The organism is Psychrobacter sp. Ps3 (assembly GCF_022129275.1).
Lineage (GTDB): Bacteria > Pseudomonadota > Gammaproteobacteria > Pseudomonadales > Moraxellaceae > Psychrobacter > Psychrobacter submarinus.
The window spans coordinates 1-15,355 of the sequence record NZ_JADQAL010000026.1; the positions used below are offsets into that span (position 1 = coordinate 1).

Below are 15,355 nucleotides of genomic sequence, written 5' to 3' on the forward strand. Positions count from 1 at the left end.
CTAGAACTATTTTAGCGATCAGCAGTGCGCATTTGTGAATGTTCAACACGCCCTATTATTTACTCCTTTTTTAATCATTTATTAAGACAGTTAGCCGTTATGAAATTATATCGACCGCATTTATTGAAGCACAGTCTGAACGTCGCCAACCGTATCCGTCAGACCGCAAGTGTCGCTGGATTATCGGCGCTGCGTGTGGCGAAAGGTGAAAAACCTGATGCGTATCTACTCAAAGAAACCTTCGAGCAATTGGGCACCACTTATATCAAAATTGGACAGTTTATTGCTAGTACGCCATCCTTGTTTCCGCGTGAATACGTCGAGGCTTTCCAAGGGTTTTTGGATCAGACCACGCCATTGCCTTATAGTTATGTTGCACAAGTATTACGCGAAGAGCTAGCGGTTGATGGCTTCACACTAGAGGAGCGTTTTGCCGATATTGAAGAGCAGCCATTAGCCTCCGCTTCCATTGCGCAAGTGCATGTCGCCCGCCTCCATAACGGTGATGAAGTGGTGCTCAAGGTACAAAAGCCTGGAGTTGAGACGATCATGCAGACCGATTTGGGCGTGCTACACGGCGTCACTAAGCTGCTTGAGCTGCTGATGCCCTCGATGAAGTTTGCTAGCATCGCGCCTATTATTGATGAGATCCGCTTGCGCATGCTCGCCGAAACGGACTTTATCGCGGAAGCCAAAAACATTCGTGATTTTCAGCAGTTTTTGAGCGTTTCAGGTAATACTCGGGTGGTTGCGCCAACCGTCTATGATGAGCTGACTACCAAGCGCGTATTAACGATGAGCCGATTACACGGCGTCTCTATGATTGATGAGCGCGCGATGCGCCAGTATTGTAATGACCCGGCGCAAGTGATGGCAGATACTTTGAATACTTGGTTTGCAAGCTTAATGCTCTGCAACAGCTTCCATGCTGATTTGCACGCGGGCAATCTGATGCTACTGACTGATGGTCGTATTGGCTTTTTAGACTTTGGTATCGTCGGTAAATTAAAAGCGCAGAGCTGGCGCGCTTGCATGGGTATGATGCAGGCGCTGCAGGATAATGACTATCGGGCGATGGCGCAGTGTATGATCGATATGGAGATGACCAAAGGCGAGAATCATGTTGATGTCTCTTCGTTAGCAGCGGACTTACAGCGCATGATGCAGACGATTATGGCAGAAGATATTGCCTTTACCAGCGGTGTCCCTTTTAATACCAAAGAGCAAGCGGATGAGCTCAATAAGATGATGCTAGAGATCGTCGAAGTCGGTAAGCGCCACGGTATTCACTTTCCGCGAGATTTTGCATTGTTGACTAAGCAGTTATTATATTTTGATCGGTTTATGCGCACTTTAGCTCCAGATATGGATATGTTTAGCGATCACAGAGTTGCTATGTTAGGTCGATCTGATAGCATAAGCGAATAAAAGCAGATAGCGACGAGTTAAAGCGCCACGACATTTTTATATGGAATCTATTATATCTAGACCTCTGAAATGATATAAATATAGCAGGGTATGGACACCAACCAAGGACGATGGGTTATGAGCAAAAACTGCAATAAACGAGCACAGCGAGCACTGTTATGACGCAAGTTTGTTTCAAGCGTTTGGGTACAATGTTGGTCCAGCTATGTTAAAGGCCTCAACGCGCCGCCTGATTCCTTCGATTACCAACGAAACCGTTATCGCGTGGATAGGTCTTTATTGCCTAGCCGTGGTCATGGGTTATGGGCGTTTTTTATTTACCGCAACCTTGCCTGATATCATGAGCGAGCTTTCACTGAGCACAACGATCGCTGGATGGTTGGCATCGGTGAATTATATAGGCTATTTTCTTGGTTCATTGATAGCGATGTTTGTGCCGCATCGCTTGACGTGGCGCGCCTTAATACTCGGTACTTTATTGAGTATCATCACCACTTTACTGTTGTTTTTGCCAAACTTGCCTTTAAGCCTTTGGTATGTCATCCGTTTATTAGCTGGAATTGCCAGCGGCATCGGCATGATACTAGGCTCCTCTTTTATTATCCAAAGCTTTAGTACTCATAAACGCTCCTTACTATCGACGGTGCATTATGCCGGTATCGGTGTCGGCATTAGCGCCTCAGCCATCTTGACTTGGTGGCTACTTAGCCTTGATCTGCATTTTTATAGTATTTGGCTAGTGGCCGGACTGACAAGCTTACCTTTGCTGGTTTTGCTCTACGCTATTCGCCCGGATGGTGTTTCGCAAGGTAACGCGCTAAACAAAAAGCCTTCTATAAAACAGACGTATATCAATTTTAAGCGTTCGCTCTACGAGGCGATGGTGGGTCAAGCCAAAGCGGTTCTGCTATTGTCATTGAGCTATGTGTTGGCAGGGTTTGGTTATATCACCTCAGCGACTTTTCTGCCGGTAATGGCGGTAAAACAGCTACCAACGCAGACTCATGCCGGACTACTGATTTGGTTAGTGGTTGGGGTGTTTGCTATGCTCTCTAACCCGCTATGGGGCGCGCTAGCTAAGCGTATTGGTGAGACCAAAACCTTGATGGGTTTGACGCTCTTGCAGGCTTTAGGGATGTTCGTGCCGCTATGGTTTGCCGGTGCGTTTGGCTTATATATCAATGCGGCTATTTTAGGTGCGACCTTTGTCGGTATCGTCTCCATGACCTTAAATATTATAAAAAATATAAACCCCGCTTACTCTAATTTATTAATAGGATTAGCAACTTTGGCGTATGCAGTAGGGCAGTTCTTAGGGCCGTTAGTGACTGTTGCTTTGGCTGGTGCAAAAGACAACTTCGATGCTGGATTACTAGTAGCGGGAGCCGGATTGCTGCTTGGACTGGTATTGATCTTAAGCTTTAGTCGGCAGATGAAGCAAGTACGCCAAGGCTCGTAAGCCAAAGCCAGAGCGTGCAAGTTATACAATACTGCGACAAAAGACCTCTCGCAGCTCAAAGCTAGTATGAACTTGCGCTACGCCTTCGATGCGATTCAGCCTATGTAATAAAAACTCTTCATAATGCGCCATGTCCCGTACGCGTACTTTAATTAAGTAGTCCTCAGTACGGCCGGTGACAATGCTGCAGCTCATCACCTCCTCAAAGCTTCGTATTTTACGCTCGAATTGCTCAAAGCGCTCAGCGGTATGGCGATCCATGCTAATCGCAATAAACACCGCCAGTGGATAGCCTAATTTGTGTGCATCAGTTTGAGTATGGTAGCCGGTAATGATGCCGTTATCTTCTAGGCGTTTGACTCGGCGAGCACACGGGGTAGCCGAAAGGTTGACACGCTCAGCCAGTTCAGTGATGCTGATACGCGCGTCCGTCTGTAATAACTGCAATAGATGTCTATCAATCTCATCGAGAGGAAAGCTGAGTGGATGATTTTGCGTCATAGGATTATTATTCGTATTAGACATTATTTACCTTAAAATTAGAGGTTTTAGCCAATTATAAATAAATGATTAAGGTTAATCACTAATATAGACAATTAATTTATCAAATTAAGCCGTATTTCACTTCACAAACCTTGTTATTATAATGGCATCACTTTTGGTTTTGTTTTATGATAAAGCTAAGGTTAAAGCAACTAAACATTAAGGATAAGGGTAACTGCTCTTCATTGAGTCAACACTTTATCCAGATGATTTATCTATCGATCGAACTCTATTCATTTTAGGGACACCTTTTATACCGTTAAGGATCTGTTATGTCTGCAACCACCACTCGCACCGCTAAGATTACACCTAAGCATGCCGCTTTTGACTTTCGCAAGTATCGTCCCTTTGCCTTTGCGCCGCTATTATCGGATCGTACTTGGCCAAGTAAAACGATTGAAAAAGCGCCAATGTGGGCCAGTGTCGATCTGCGTGATGGTAACCAAGCCTTGATTGATCCGATGACGATTGAACAAAAAATGCGTTTTTTTAAGACCTTAGTCGAGGTTGGTTTTAAAGATATAGAGATCGGCTTTCCTTCTGCTGCGCAAGTTGAGTTTGATTTTGCTCGTCAGTTGATTGAAGAAAATCACGTACCAGAAGACGTCACGCTACAAGTATTGGTACAAGCGCGAGAGCACTTAATTGCACGTACCTTTGAGTCGTTAAAAGGCGCTAAGCGCGCTATCGTTCACGTTTATAACTCCACTAGCCGTATTCAGCGCGAAAAAGTCTATGGCAAATCGCGAGCTGAGATCAAAGAGATTGCCGTCGCAGGCGCGCAGTTATTAGTGGACTATGCTGCTAAGTATCCGGAGACAGAATGGGTGTTTCAGTACTCACCTGAGAGTTTCAGTCAAACCGAGACTGAGTTTGCAGTAGAAGTCTGTGACGCGGTTTGCGAAGTATGGCAGCCACAAAAAGGGCAGGAGGTTATCTTTAACTTGCCGGCGACCGTTGAGGCGTCTATGCCTAACGTATTTGCCGATCAGGTAGAGTACTTCTGCCGCAATTTGGCCCAGCGCGAGCATGTGATTGTCAGCCTACATACGCATAATGATAGGGGCTGCGCGGTAGCGGCAGCTGAGCTTGGCGTACTAGCGGGCGCCGATCGTATCGAAGGCACATTACTTGGCAATGGCGAGCGCACCGGTAATATGGACGTCATGGTCATGGCGATGAATTTGTTTAGCCAAGGGATAGATCCTGAGCTTGATTTTAGTAACATGAGTGAGATTGTGCAGGTGGCGACCGAAAGTACGAACTTGCCAGTACATCCGCGGCATCCGTATGTAGGCGAGCTTGTCTTTACTGCCTTTAGTGGCTCGCATCAGGACGCGATTAAGAAGTCGCTCGATTATAACGAAAACCATGCTGATGAAACCGAAAACTTCTGGGATGTGGCTTATCTACCGATAGATCCTGCTCATATTGGCCGTAGCTATCAAGATGTGGTGCGTATCAATAGCCAGTCTGGTAAGGGCGGCGTGGCATACATTCTACAGCGCGATTATGGCTTTAACTTACCGCGCTGGATGCAAATTGACTTTAGTAAAGTCGTACAAAACCAAGCAGAACAGAAGGCTCGTGAATTGCAAAATGATGAGATCTTGCAGACCTTCGAGAGCACTTATTTGCAGCAAGGGGATTTTGATCTACTCGACTATAATGTCAGCAACACAGGCGGTGAGGTCTTCTTCGATGGTCAAGTACAGATGAATGGCGAAACTGTGACTATCAAAGGCAATGGTAACGGGCCGCTGTCCTCTTTCATTGATGGCTTAGCTCATCACACCGGCAAGTCATTACACATTATCAACTATGCCGAGCATGCCATTAGTACCCAGCATGTTGATAATGGTAACGATAATAAAACCAATGCCAATGCGGCCGCTTATATCCAGCTCAATGTTGATGGTGAGGTCTATTCAGGAATTGGCACTTGTAGCAGCACCGTCTCTGCCATGCTAAAAGGCGCTTTGTCTGCTTTTGCTCAAGCGTCAGTAACGAGCGCAGCATAGGTTGTATTAGCAGCTAGAATAGACTGAGCTGCAAAGCGCTTAGCTCACAGCGTCACTACTTATTGCGTCACCCAGTAAGCGGTGGCGCTTTTTATGTTAAAGGACTTGATGCACTTGAGTGTTTAAATACTCGCTATTCGAGTACTAGTCGAGCACTAATCATCTGGATACTGAGCATATCGATATCTATGCGTCATGAGATGTCGTTTGATGGGCTAGAAAAAGGTGAGACGCATAAAGTTACTTGTCTTTTTAACGCTAAAGATTTACGCTGAAGGTTAAAACACTCATTACCGTTTTAACCATAGGGCTAATCACCGTTTAACAACGGGGCTCATTACGACGTCAATTTAATTAAAACGCCAATGAAAATAAATAAGTAAAGGCTAATTATGGAACCCCTCTCATTTGCTTCATTTACTCTAGCAGGTATCTTGTCCACATTTCCGGCTCCTGGTCAGCAAGTTAGCCAGGCGATGATTACCACTCATATTAGTCCAGCTATAGCAGGTCAATGGGAGATCGAGCTTGATAGCAGTAATGACGCGACTTTTGAGCGCACTATGTCCAATGTACAACAAAGCGAAAAGGCTAATATAACGTCTGATAGTAGGCTTGGCGGCATTGTAGCGCAAGATGAGCGGCGTATCGTAACGCCTAATCCTACAGTCGATAAACAAGGCGCTGATCTGGCTATGAATCTATCGGCGGCTAACGCCAAGCAGTGCCGTGAGATATATCATTTTGGGGAAGACAATGAGATGTGGGCGGTGAGTGGTGATGAATGGACGTACGGCCGTTATATCGTCACGCATATGGACACAGGACTTCCTATCATTGCGCTAAAGACGATTTATGATAATAATGAAGTAGACTGCTCAGGTAACCAAGTGGATCAAAGCAATGAAGCGTTTATCGCTTTTTTAAATCATGATGGCAATCAGATGCAGTGGTGCGCAGATCCTGAGGGCCAAGAGTGCTTTATGAACTTTAAAAAAGTATTGCCCTAAGAGGTTAATGACAGTCGCTAATAAACCTTAGGGTTAGTCATTACCAAAAAAAGCCGCTATTGATAAAAATAGCGGCTTTTTTTTTCAATAGCTATAAGGTTGCAAAGAAGGTTAAGACTTCTCAGCTGACTGTAATAGCTCATTTTCTAGATAGTGAATGTTTTGTGCTTCTTCCACAAAGTTGTCATCTGCCAAAATAACGTCACGATGCAGTGGAATGTTAGTTTTGATCCCCTCGATGATCAGCTCATCTAGCGCGTGCAAGGTTTTTGCTATGGCTTGTTGACGGGTTTGACCATGGCAGATGAGTTTACCGATTAAGGAGTCATAATAGCTTGGAATCTCGTAACCGGGATATAGGTGCGAATCAAAGCGCACGCCAGCGCCGCTAGGGCTGTACAGCTGCGTTATGGTGCCAGGTGAGGGCGCAAAGGTTCTAGCATCTTCAGCATTGATGCGGCACTCAATCGCATTCCCTTGAATCTCAATCTCGCTTTGACGATAGGAGAGACCATAGCCTGCTGCAATCTTAAGCTGTTCGACCACCACGTCGATACCAGTAATCATCTCGGTCACCGGATGCTCAACTTGTACCCGCGTGTTCATCTCAATGAAGAAAAACTCATTATTCTCAAATAAAAACTCAAACGTACCGGCGCCGCGGTATTTTACAAGCTCACAAGCTTTTACGCAGGCTTGGAGGATAGGCGCACGGACATCATCTGGAATATCAGGAGCTGGCGCTTCTTCTAGTACTTTTTGATGACGGCGCTGTAGCGAGCAGTCGCGATCATAGAGATGAATAGCATTACCGTTACCATCGCCCAGTACTTGTACCTCTACGTGACGCGGGTTTTGTAGATAGCGCTCCATATAGACCGTGTCATCACCGAACCACAGCTCAGCCTCTTGCCTTGCAGCTTGGACTTGACCGACCAACTCGTCGAAGCGTTCAACGACGCGCATGCCGCGGCCACCGCCGCCAGCAGCCGCCTTAATCAATAACGGAAAGCCAATATTGCGCGCTTGCTCTTCAGCATTGTGCATCGTGACAGCGCCAACAGAGCCTGGCACGGTTGGCACACCGGCTTTTTTCATCGCATTAATGGCAGAGACTTTATTGCCCATTAAGCGAATATGATCGGCGTTAGGGCCCACAAAAGTAAGACCTGCTTCTTCTATTCGCTCAGCAAACTCAGCACTCTCGGCCAAAAATCCATAGCCTGGATGGATAGCATCAGCGCCTGAGATCTCTGCTGCTGTCAATATTGTATTGATATCAAGATAGCTCTGATTGGCGTTCGGTTTGCCGATACATATGGCCTCATCTACAAAGCGTAAATGCATTAAGTTAGCATCAGCGGTCGAGTAGACACCAACGGTCTCGATACCTAGAGCTTTACAGGCACGGACGATACGTAGGGCAATCTCGCCTCTATTGGCGATGAGCAGTTTTTTTATCATGAGGTCATCCTTGTCGAAGACGTTCTAGAGTAGGGTTAGTGCCGTTTTAAGCTTTGTAGCGGATAACGGGTTGACCGAACTGCACGACTTCAGAATTATCGACCAAAATCTCAGCGATAACGCCGCTTTGAGTGGCTTCTAAAGGGTTCATAATTTTCATAGCTTCGATAATACCTAAAGTATCACCGGCTTGAACCTGCTGACCCACTTTGACAAACGGTGGATCGTTGGGGCTAGGAGCAGCATAGAACACCCCAACCATAGGAGAGGTCTCAACGCTACCGGCTTTGGCTGCAGGTTTTTCACTAGCAGCTGCAGGGGCTACGCTAGCGGCTGGCGCAGCCATCATGGTTGGTGCTGGCGCATCATAGTGACGAGTTAAGCTGATATGTTCATCATCAGAACTGACCTCTAAGTTGACGAGCTCATTTTCTTCCATGAGGGCGATTAGCGTGCGTATTTTTTCAATATCCATTGTTATCAAGGCCTTATGCTTAAGTTCAAAGAATCGGGTTTGAAATTTTGTATTTATGGGGCTGACAGTCAATAAGTATAATGTTCAGTTTATCCAAACTTATCGAATGACAGTGTAACAAAGTATTTAATAAGAATGACTCATGATACCTATCTTCGCCGCAATGAGCAATCAATGTACAGTTGTTAACTGAAAATTTTTACATATTATTGACGTAATGAGTAGCGATAGCAATATAGCCTAAGTGTTATACCTTAATATCAGCCATAAAAGTCGCCACTCATCACAAAACAGATAACTCATCACGCTTATGGCGACCAAGCTATAGCTAAGCGTCTTTGCTGATAGCGCAAACGAATCGTTAATAAGATAGAAGCTAAAAATAAACCCGTAATCAACGCCATCCAAAACCCTTGCGCGCCAGTATCGGTATAGCGCACTAAATAAATACCAAGCGGTAACGCTACTATCCAATAGCAAAACAGCGTCACCCACATCGGCACAGTCGTATCTTGCATACCGCGCAGGATACCCGCTACGTTGACCTGCCAGCCATCGAATAGCTGATAAGCTAAGGCAAATATTAATAAATGCATGGCTTGAGCGCGCACGGCTGGATTGTCAGTGAAGGCCGCGGCCAACTGAGGCCGGAATAGCCAAACGCCAAGCATAGACGTCAATGCAATCAGTACTGTCCAAATGAGGCCCGTCACCTGTACATGGCGCAGGGCCAGCAAGTTCTTCTCGCCAAAGCGGTTAGAGATCATGATAGTCAGCGCCATAGCGACTGAAATAGGAATCATAAATAACTGAGAGGTAACGGCCAAAGCGACCTGATGCGAGGCGGTTGCCAACTCGCCAAGCGGACTAATAACCAGCGCCCCTAAGCTGAACAAACTGGCCTCAAAAAATATAGAAACCCCAATAGGTATACCCAGCTTTAAGAGTTTTGCGATCTGAGCACGGCTAGGCGCACTAAAAGCATAAAAAAAGCGAGTATTAGCGAATTGTGCTCGCTTAGTAAATGCGGTATACACCGCAAGCAACAACACATTGATCCAAAGGACCATAGCCGTCGCGACCCCGCAGCCTGCACCGCCCATCTGCGGCATACCATAGAGACCATGGATGAAGATGTAGTTAAGCGGAATATCAGCAAGCAGGCCGATGATACTAATAATAGTCACCGGTTCAGGCCGTCCTAAGGCTTCGCAATAGCTACGAAGTACGGCATAGACAGCGAGCGCCGGAAAGCCAAAAGAGACGCCAAATAGATATTGCGACGCTATCGGTTGAATATTCTCAGGAACGCCCATTATCGGCAGAATATTGGGCGCTAAATTAACGATAATAAACCCAATAATACCAATTGCTGCCGCTGTCCATAAAGACTGCTGCGTGATGTTTGGTACGTCGCTATGCTTATTTTGACCGACCGCTTCACCTATGAGTGGCGTTGTGGCAATCAAGATGCCAGTAGCGAGTAAGAACAGAGGCAGCCAAATGCCAGAGCCTACTGCTACGGCTGCCAAGTCAAGCGCAGACACTTGGCCTGCCATGATAGCATCGATTACTCCTAGCGACGCTTGGCAAAACTGAGTGATCAAAATAGGGAGTGCTAGTACGCCTAAACGTAGGCTATAGCTTTTGAAGTCTTTAAAGGATATTAGAGATGGCATAGTTCGCAACTGATTGAAATAAAATAACCCATCAATCCAAACGATGAATTGATGGGTCAAAAAAAAGGATAAACTGGCGCTGAAGTCAAAGTATCATCTCAACGCGAGCAAGTACTGATAATTTCTGGACTTATATTAGTGTACCTACATTATAGCGCTAACAGACATAAATGATAAGCTTTCAGGCAAATCTAAAACTTAGAGCTTAATCGCCAAGTGACCTATTATTATCGTCAAAGGCTTTATCACAAAAGCATAGTTAGTCGAAGCGCGTCGAAGCGCTTAGTATAATAGGGGCAAACTGCCAATTGTTATAAGATATCTAAACTCTCAGCCGTATTCATAATCGCCTGCCAATGCTTAGGCTCAAGGGGTATGACCGTCAATTGCTCGCAGCCTTTTTTGAGTAATAAGGAGTCATCAAGTGCCGGAATGAACTTCAGCTCTGATAGCGGAAGTATCTCTGTAAACGCTTGCTCAAATCTTAGATCAACCATATACCAACGCGGCTGCTCTTCGGTCGCTAGCGGGTCGTAATGGCGATGCTCTGGATGAAACTGACTTGGATCTGGATAACCGGCTCTGACCACGCTCATAATACCCGCGGCACCAGAGGGCTTAGCGCTTGAATGATAAAAAATCACTTGATCGCCGACGCGCATGTCATCACGCATAAAGTTGCGGGCGCGGTAGTTGCGTACTCCGTCCCAGCATTCTGTGCCTAAACGCTGTAAGTCAGCAATACCGAAGTATTTGGGGTTCGATTTCATAAGCCAATAAGCCATACATCATCCTAATTTTTATTGAGTTTTCAAGTTCGATATGAGTTTAATAAATATAGAGCTTAACTGTGCCTAACATACTGAGCTATTAGTAGGCATATTTATTGAGGGTTTTGTTATCAACCCCCTTTTCTTTAACCATTAGAGTGGTTATCCTAACGACCTTTATATTTGTATTTATACTCTGCATTTATACTCTTAAGCCTAACCAGGCCAGCATTTAAAACGGATATCTTTTTGACTGATAAATTACAGAGATTACATACGGTCGATAACGCCCAAAAGACGAATAGCTCAAAAGAGACTAGTGGTGCCAAAATGACGAATATCGCAGTCAAGGCTATTCCGCTTGCGCTCTACATTCATATCCCTTGGTGCGTCAAAAAATGCCCTTATTGCGATTTTAATTCGCATGAGCTGCCAACAGATAGCCCGCTATCAATGTCTGAGACCTACGAGGACTATGTCGATGCACTGCTCGCCGATGCACTATTGCAGCAGCCATTAGCGCAAGGGCGCAAGCTGAGCTCCATTTTTATCGGTGGTGGTACGCCATCACTGTTGCCTATTCCTCAGTATCAGCGTCTTTTTGAAGGGTTACGTCATTACTTTGATTTTGCCGATGATATCGAAATCACCATGGAGGCCAACCCAGGAACACTTGAGCACGCGCCTTTTACTGAGTATCTACAAGTCGGTATTAACCGCCTCTCTATCGGCGTACAAAGCTTCAGTGCCGATAAGCTCACAACGCTTGGCCGTATTCATGATCCGCAGCAAGCCGTTACGGCTATTAAGGCGGCGCGCGAAGCAGGATTCAGACGAGTCAATGTCGATCTGATGCATGGACTGCCGCAGCAAAGCTTAGTTGAAGCGCTCCATGATATCCAGTTGGCTCATGACACGGGCGCTACTCATATCTCTTGGTATCAGCTCACCATTGAGCCTAATACAGTGTTTTATCGTAATCAGCCTGTTTTACCGGATGAGGATAATTTAGCTGATATTGAAGAGGCGGGAGGCGCGTTATTACAAAGTCTAGGCTATAGCAACTATGAAGTGTCTGCTTGGGCCGGCAGGCTAGATACGCCTTGCCGTCATAATCTCAACTATTGGCAGTTTGGCGACTATCTTGCGATTGGGGCAGGGGCGCATGGTAAGGTCAGTATTGATCTGCTTACAGCCGAGAATGATACTAAAAAGAAGATAAGTACTTTGGTATCGTCAATAGATAATACTTCACTAGAACCGGAGAACGACACGGCTCCCATCTATCGCTACAGCAAATCACGCTTACCTAAGGATTATCTGAACTATAAAAACCAGCCAAATGACAATCATGCAAATAACGAAAATTCAAATAGACAGAACAACATTGCAACGATGCCGGCACCGAAGATGGTCGGTTGGAGCGCTATTGCTAGCGATGAATTAGTGAGCGAGTTTATGCTCAATGCGCTCAGACTACATGATGGGGTAACATGGCAGTTATTTGAGGCGCGTACAGGAATGAGTTATAAGGACATCGCTGATTCGGTAGAGAGGTTAGTAGCTAAAGGCTTGTTAACTGAGTCGACTAAAAAACTGCAAACGACAGCATTAGGTCGGCGCTATCTTAATCAAATATTGCACGCGTTTTTATAGCGTCTGATAGCTATGATCAAAGCTGCAGACATAAAAAAAGACTTATCAACTAAATGATAAGCCTTTTTAATACAAAATCTACTTATTGAGCTTAGATTTTGTTTTGAACGTCTTGTGCGCCGTCAGTTACAGCGTTGCCTGCGCTTTCAACGTCTTGGCCAAGACCTTTAAAAGTGTTGCAACCAGTTAGTACAAACATAGCTGTCAAAGATGCGATAACTAATTTTTTCATAGTAATTTCCTCAAGATAATTTGGTTTTTGGATAATATAAATGGTTTTAAACACTTAAATGCTATAACCACGGTGCTTTATAATCACCTATCAAGATTGGACAAAACGGTGAATAAACCTCATAAAAAAACAACTTCTTCTAAAAGCGGATCTCTTTAAGAAGTTCTATCTATCGCCTTGTCATCCGATAGAGCCATCATAATAAAAGTTGAAATGCATGCAAAGTATCAAAGTGTAAGTATTAGCCATAATCTGTAACTTGTAATTACGATGACGTTAAATAGGGTTACATCGCCACTAGTTATAAACAATTATCGTGTCTGACTTTGCATGGCTTTTCATGTATGACTTAAATTAGAGTCTAAAATATTTAATTACTTTCCTATGGAACGCTTATGACCATTCATATTGTGCTTGTCGCCCCAAAGATGCCGAGCAATACCGGTAATATCATTCGGTTATGTGCCAATAGCGGCGCACAGTTGCACCTAGTCAAACCTTTAGGGTTTGAGCTTGAAGATAAGAAACTTCGCCGCGCAGGACTTGATTATCATGAGTATGCTCATCTACAAGTACACGCAGATTGGGCAGCTACCAAAAAAGCGTTAACGACGGCAGAGTGCCATATTATCACTGCATTGACCACGAAGCTAAGTCATCCACTTTATGAGTATGATTTTGGTCAAGGAGATAATAGCGCAAAGACACCTAATGTTGCCCTGGTTTTTGGCTCTGAGACATCAGGGCTAGCGGATGATATACGAGAAGATATAGGTGCAGATAATTGGCTGCGACTACCGATGCTGCCGGACTCGCGCAGCTTAAATCTAGCCAACAGTGTGGCGATATGTCTGTATGAGGTATGGCGACAGCAGGGGTTTTTTGGAGACACTGGCCGCAGTACAGGCTATGAGACTCTAAGCGCTTATGACCCTAAAGAATAGCAGTCGTTAAACTCATTAAGCGCCCAGTATATTAAGACAGAATAAGTCAGCTGTTATAACCGCTATTACAGACAATTCGGCGGCTTGGGTAAACCTGCTAGCCGATTAACATGACGAGCGACTAGGCCGGTATTAAAAATCTGTTGCAACTTTTGATTGCTAATATCATGTTCAGGCAAGGTCTTTTGTAGCCATTTGATTAAAGGGCGAGTGGCCGGCGCGTGATTAAATTTATTAAAAAACGCGCGTACTTGTTGCAAGATTTGCAAGTGCTCAGCGTTTAGGCTGACGTCTAGAGTGTCGGCGAGCTGCTGGGCGACCTCTGGCGTCCAAAGGGTGTGATCGCAAAGATGACCGTCTTGGTCTAGCGACATAGTGGTGATTGAGGAGGCGCTGTCAGTCTGAGTCATAAGGCAATAGTCACCACGTTATCAAATGTGCTGTCTTGGGTAAGTTTGACCCACTCTGTATCGCTCAATACGGCGTCGACTTTATTGTTCAGCTTGAGCTTTGTAGTAGTAGCCTCATCAAGCTGCGAGAGGTCTGCGCTCAAGGCGTAAATATTAGCAATGCCTGTTATCTCATTTTCTTTTAGATAAGCGGTAAGCCAATCGATAAAGGCGGCAGTGCTACCTAATAACATCAGGCTGTCACCATGGCGCCAAGTGAGGGCGAGCTGATCGGTACTGCGTCTAAGGTTGTCCATCGTGCTATGTAATTGGTATAAAGTCGCCATAATAAAAGAGTCCAAAAATAGGGCGTTAGCAGTTAGCTTAATAGGTATGTAATCAATAAGGTCTTTAAGCTTGAAGTCTCTGATTTAAGCTTGAAGTGTCTAGAATTTACTCAAAAAGAGAAAGTGTTTTGAATATTTTAAAAACTTAAAACCTGCTGAAAGTCGTCAATATTAATCACCTCAGGCACTAAGGTTAACTGACCGGCTAAGTCATCAGGCAGTACACCTGTCAGCCAACCACTAAATACATCTTCTGGCAACCAAGCCGGCGGCATATCGTATAATTCGAGCGACTGGATCATGCCATGCAAGCGTGCTTTGGGCTGCATCAATAAGCCAAACACTGGCGCATCCAAATACAGCTGTACCTCATGGCCAAAAGTTGCCAAGGTTAATGCCAAAGCGCAGCCTTCATAGCTTGCCATCTCAGTCGCTGTACGCAGTTGAATTAATAACTTCATCATTAGTCCTTAAAAAGCAATTAGGCGATTGTCATCTTGTAGCATCATAGCCAGCTCGCTAAGTCCAACTAGCGTAAAGCCGTCAGCTAAATTATCACCGGTTAGCTGATGACGGGCACTGTTTTCACTATCACTGACGCCGCGACTCAGCGCCGTACTAACACAAACCGGCAAAGCTAACTCATGCTTACGGGCGAGCGCTTGCCACTGTTGAGTCAAATCGAGCTGATCGGCAGATTGCCAGCGCAAACGATTGGCTAGATGAGCGCTATCTGCATAAAAAAACAACTGCAAGGCCGGCTTTTTATTTTCATCAGTCTCGTTAAGTAAAGCTTTGGCGTAACGCAGCGCTACATAAGCTAGCGGATGGCTAGGGTCTTTAGTAATCAGTAGGGTAGTCTTGGTAGTCATAAATGTAGTATCACAAAGTTTTGCAAAGTATAAGGTATGGTCGACTTTTAGTTCAATAGACGCTAG

16 protein-coding genes are annotated in these 15,355 nt (G+C 45.1%); 6 read left to right on the forward strand and 10 right to left on the reverse strand.

Annotated elements, in window-relative coordinates:
* The first annotated feature begins 99 nt into the window (after positions 1–99).
* Positions 100–1,428 (forward strand): AarF/UbiB family protein, encoded by a 1,329-nt coding sequence (locus I3248_RS08770; RefSeq protein ID WP_238063337.1) that lies wholly within the window; start codon positions 100–102, stop codon positions 1,426–1,428.
* Between the two features lie 205 nt (positions 1,429–1,633).
* Positions 1,634–2,887 (forward strand): YbfB/YjiJ family MFS transporter, encoded by a 1,254-nt coding sequence (locus tag I3248_RS08775; protein WP_238063338.1) that lies wholly within the window; start codon positions 1,634–1,636, stop codon positions 2,885–2,887.
* A gap of 21 nt (positions 2,888–2,908) precedes the next feature.
* Here I3248_RS08775 and I3248_RS08780 read toward each other — a convergent pair whose 3' ends face one another.
* Positions 2,909–3,412, reverse strand: a complete 504-nt coding sequence (locus I3248_RS08780) for an Lrp/AsnC family transcriptional regulator (protein WP_238063339.1) — start codon at positions 3,410–3,412, stop codon at positions 2,909–2,911.
* Between the two features lie 290 nt (positions 3,413–3,702).
* Between I3248_RS08780 and leuA the strand changes: the two genes are divergently transcribed.
* Positions 3,703–5,451, forward strand: coding sequence for a 2-isopropylmalate synthase (gene leuA, locus I3248_RS08785; protein WP_238063340.1), 1,749 nt, complete (start codon positions 3,703–3,705; stop codon positions 5,449–5,451).
* Between the two features lie 392 nt (positions 5,452–5,843).
* Positions 5,844–6,461: a hypothetical protein gene (locus tag I3248_RS08790; protein WP_201602960.1), complete on the forward strand. Its 618-nt coding sequence runs from the start codon at positions 5,844–5,846 to the stop codon at positions 6,459–6,461.
* Positions 6,462–6,572: 111 nt separating this feature from the next.
* Here the strand turns inward: I3248_RS08790 and accC are convergent, their stop codons facing one another.
* The 4 genes from accC to I3248_RS08810 all read right to left on the reverse strand — a co-directional run bounded on the left by accC (position 6,573) and on the right by I3248_RS08810 (position 10,864).
* Positions 6,573–7,925 (reverse strand): acetyl-CoA carboxylase biotin carboxylase subunit, encoded by a 1,353-nt coding sequence (gene accC / locus I3248_RS08795; RefSeq protein ID WP_025646884.1) that lies wholly within the window; start codon positions 7,923–7,925, stop codon positions 6,573–6,575.
* Positions 7,926–7,971: 46 nt separating this feature from the next.
* Positions 7,972–8,400, reverse strand: coding sequence for an acetyl-CoA carboxylase biotin carboxyl carrier protein (accB, locus tag I3248_RS08800; RefSeq protein ID WP_025646885.1), 429 nt, complete (start codon positions 8,398–8,400; stop codon positions 7,972–7,974).
* Positions 8,401–8,708: 308 nt separating this feature from the next.
* Positions 8,709–10,079 carry an MATE family efflux transporter gene (locus tag I3248_RS08805; RefSeq protein WP_201558659.1) on the reverse strand — a complete coding sequence of 457 codons (1,371 nt, stop codon included), beginning with the start codon at positions 10,077–10,079 and terminating at the stop codon, positions 8,709–8,711.
* A gap of 311 nt (positions 10,080–10,390) precedes the next feature.
* The gene (locus tag I3248_RS08810) at positions 10,391–10,864 is read right to left on the reverse strand and encodes an EVE domain-containing protein (protein ID WP_025646887.1); all 474 of its coding nucleotides are present in this window, start codon (positions 10,862–10,864) and stop codon (positions 10,391–10,393) included.
* A 315-nt stretch (positions 10,865–11,179) separates the two neighbouring features.
* Here I3248_RS08810 and hemW point away from each other — a divergent pair, with 315 nt between their 5' ends.
* Positions 11,180–12,505 carry a radical SAM family heme chaperone HemW gene (gene hemW, locus I3248_RS08815; protein WP_238063355.1) on the forward strand — a complete coding sequence of 442 codons (1,326 nt, stop codon included), beginning with the start codon at positions 11,180–11,182 and terminating at the stop codon, positions 12,503–12,505.
* Between the two features lie 91 nt (positions 12,506–12,596).
* Here the strand turns inward: hemW and I3248_RS08820 are convergent, their stop codons facing one another.
* On the reverse strand, positions 12,597–12,737 hold the full coding sequence (locus I3248_RS08820; protein ID WP_201558651.1) for an entericidin A/B family lipoprotein: 141 nt from the start codon (positions 12,735–12,737) through the stop codon (positions 12,597–12,599).
* A 395-nt stretch (positions 12,738–13,132) separates the two neighbouring features.
* Between I3248_RS08820 and I3248_RS08825 the strand changes: the two genes are divergently transcribed.
* On the forward strand, positions 13,133–13,681 hold the full coding sequence (locus I3248_RS08825; protein WP_238063341.1) for a tRNA (cytidine(34)-2'-O)-methyltransferase: 549 nt from the start codon (positions 13,133–13,135) through the stop codon (positions 13,679–13,681).
* Between the two features lie 65 nt (positions 13,682–13,746).
* On the opposite strand, the gene I3248_RS08830 is transcribed toward I3248_RS08825, so the two are convergent.
* The 4 genes from I3248_RS08830 to tusD all read right to left on the reverse strand — a co-directional run bounded on the left by I3248_RS08830 (position 13,747) and on the right by tusD (position 15,289).
* Positions 13,747–14,055: a TusE/DsrC/DsvC family sulfur relay protein gene (locus tag I3248_RS08830; RefSeq protein WP_238063356.1), complete on the reverse strand. Its 309-nt coding sequence runs from the start codon at positions 14,053–14,055 to the stop codon at positions 13,747–13,749.
* 32 nt (positions 14,056–14,087) lie between these two features.
* A complete protein-coding gene (locus I3248_RS08835; protein WP_025646892.1) occupies positions 14,088–14,417 on the reverse strand; it encodes a hypothetical protein in 330 nt (109 codons plus the stop codon).
* Positions 14,418–14,554: 137 nt separating this feature from the next.
* Positions 14,555–14,878 carry a hypothetical protein gene (locus I3248_RS08840; protein ID WP_201558643.1) on the reverse strand — a complete coding sequence of 108 codons (324 nt, stop codon included), beginning with the start codon at positions 14,876–14,878 and terminating at the stop codon, positions 14,555–14,557.
* Positions 14,879–14,887: 9 nt separating this feature from the next.
* Positions 14,888–15,289, reverse strand: coding sequence for a sulfurtransferase complex subunit TusD (gene tusD, locus I3248_RS08845; RefSeq protein WP_238063342.1), 402 nt, complete (start codon positions 15,287–15,289; stop codon positions 14,888–14,890).
* Between the last annotated feature and the right edge of the window lie 66 nt (positions 15,290–15,355).

Bases quoted from the DNA above. Each gene is read 5' to 3' on its own strand.
- I3248_RS08770 (WP_238063337.1), top strand. From the start codon at position 100: ATGAAATTATATCGACCGCATTTATTGAAGCACAGTCTGAACGTCGCC.
- I3248_RS08775 (WP_238063338.1), top strand. From the start codon at position 1,634: ATGTTAAAGGCCTCAACGCGCCGCCTGATTCCTTCGATTACCAACGAA.
- I3248_RS08780 (WP_238063339.1), bottom strand. From the start codon at position 3,412: ATGTCTAATACGAATAATAATCCTATGACGCAAAATCATCCACTCAGC.
- leuA (WP_238063340.1), top strand. From the start codon at position 3,703: ATGTCTGCAACCACCACTCGCACCGCTAAGATTACACCTAAGCATGCC.
- I3248_RS08790 (WP_201602960.1), top strand. From the start codon at position 5,844: ATGGAACCCCTCTCATTTGCTTCATTTACTCTAGCAGGTATCTTGTCC.
- accC (WP_025646884.1), bottom strand. From the start codon at position 7,925: ATGATAAAAAAACTGCTCATCGCCAATAGAGGCGAGATTGCCCTACGT.
- accB (WP_025646885.1), bottom strand. From the start codon at position 8,400: ATGGATATTGAAAAAATACGCACGCTAATCGCCCTCATGGAAGAAAAT.
- I3248_RS08805 (WP_201558659.1), bottom strand. From the start codon at position 10,079: ATGCCATCTCTAATATCCTTTAAAGACTTCAAAAGCTATAGCCTACGT.
- I3248_RS08810 (WP_025646887.1), bottom strand. From the start codon at position 10,864: ATGGCTTATTGGCTTATGAAATCGAACCCCAAATACTTCGGTATTGCT.
- hemW (WP_238063355.1), top strand. From the start codon at position 11,180: ATGACGAATATCGCAGTCAAGGCTATTCCGCTTGCGCTCTACATTCAT.
- I3248_RS08820 (WP_201558651.1), bottom strand. From the start codon at position 12,737: ATGAAAAAATTAGTTATCGCATCTTTGACAGCTATGTTTGTACTAACT.
- I3248_RS08825 (WP_238063341.1), top strand. From the start codon at position 13,133: ATGACCATTCATATTGTGCTTGTCGCCCCAAAGATGCCGAGCAATACC.
- I3248_RS08830 (WP_238063356.1), bottom strand. From the start codon at position 14,055: ATGTCGCTAGACCAAGACGGTCATCTTTGCGATCACACCCTTTGGACG.
- I3248_RS08835 (WP_025646892.1), bottom strand. From the start codon at position 14,417: ATGGCGACTTTATACCAATTACATAGCACGATGGACAACCTTAGACGC.
- I3248_RS08840 (WP_201558643.1), bottom strand. From the start codon at position 14,878: ATGAAGTTATTAATTCAACTGCGTACAGCGACTGAGATGGCAAGCTAT.
- tusD (WP_238063342.1), bottom strand. From the start codon at position 15,289: ATGACTACCAAGACTACCCTACTGATTACTAAAGACCCTAGCCATCCG.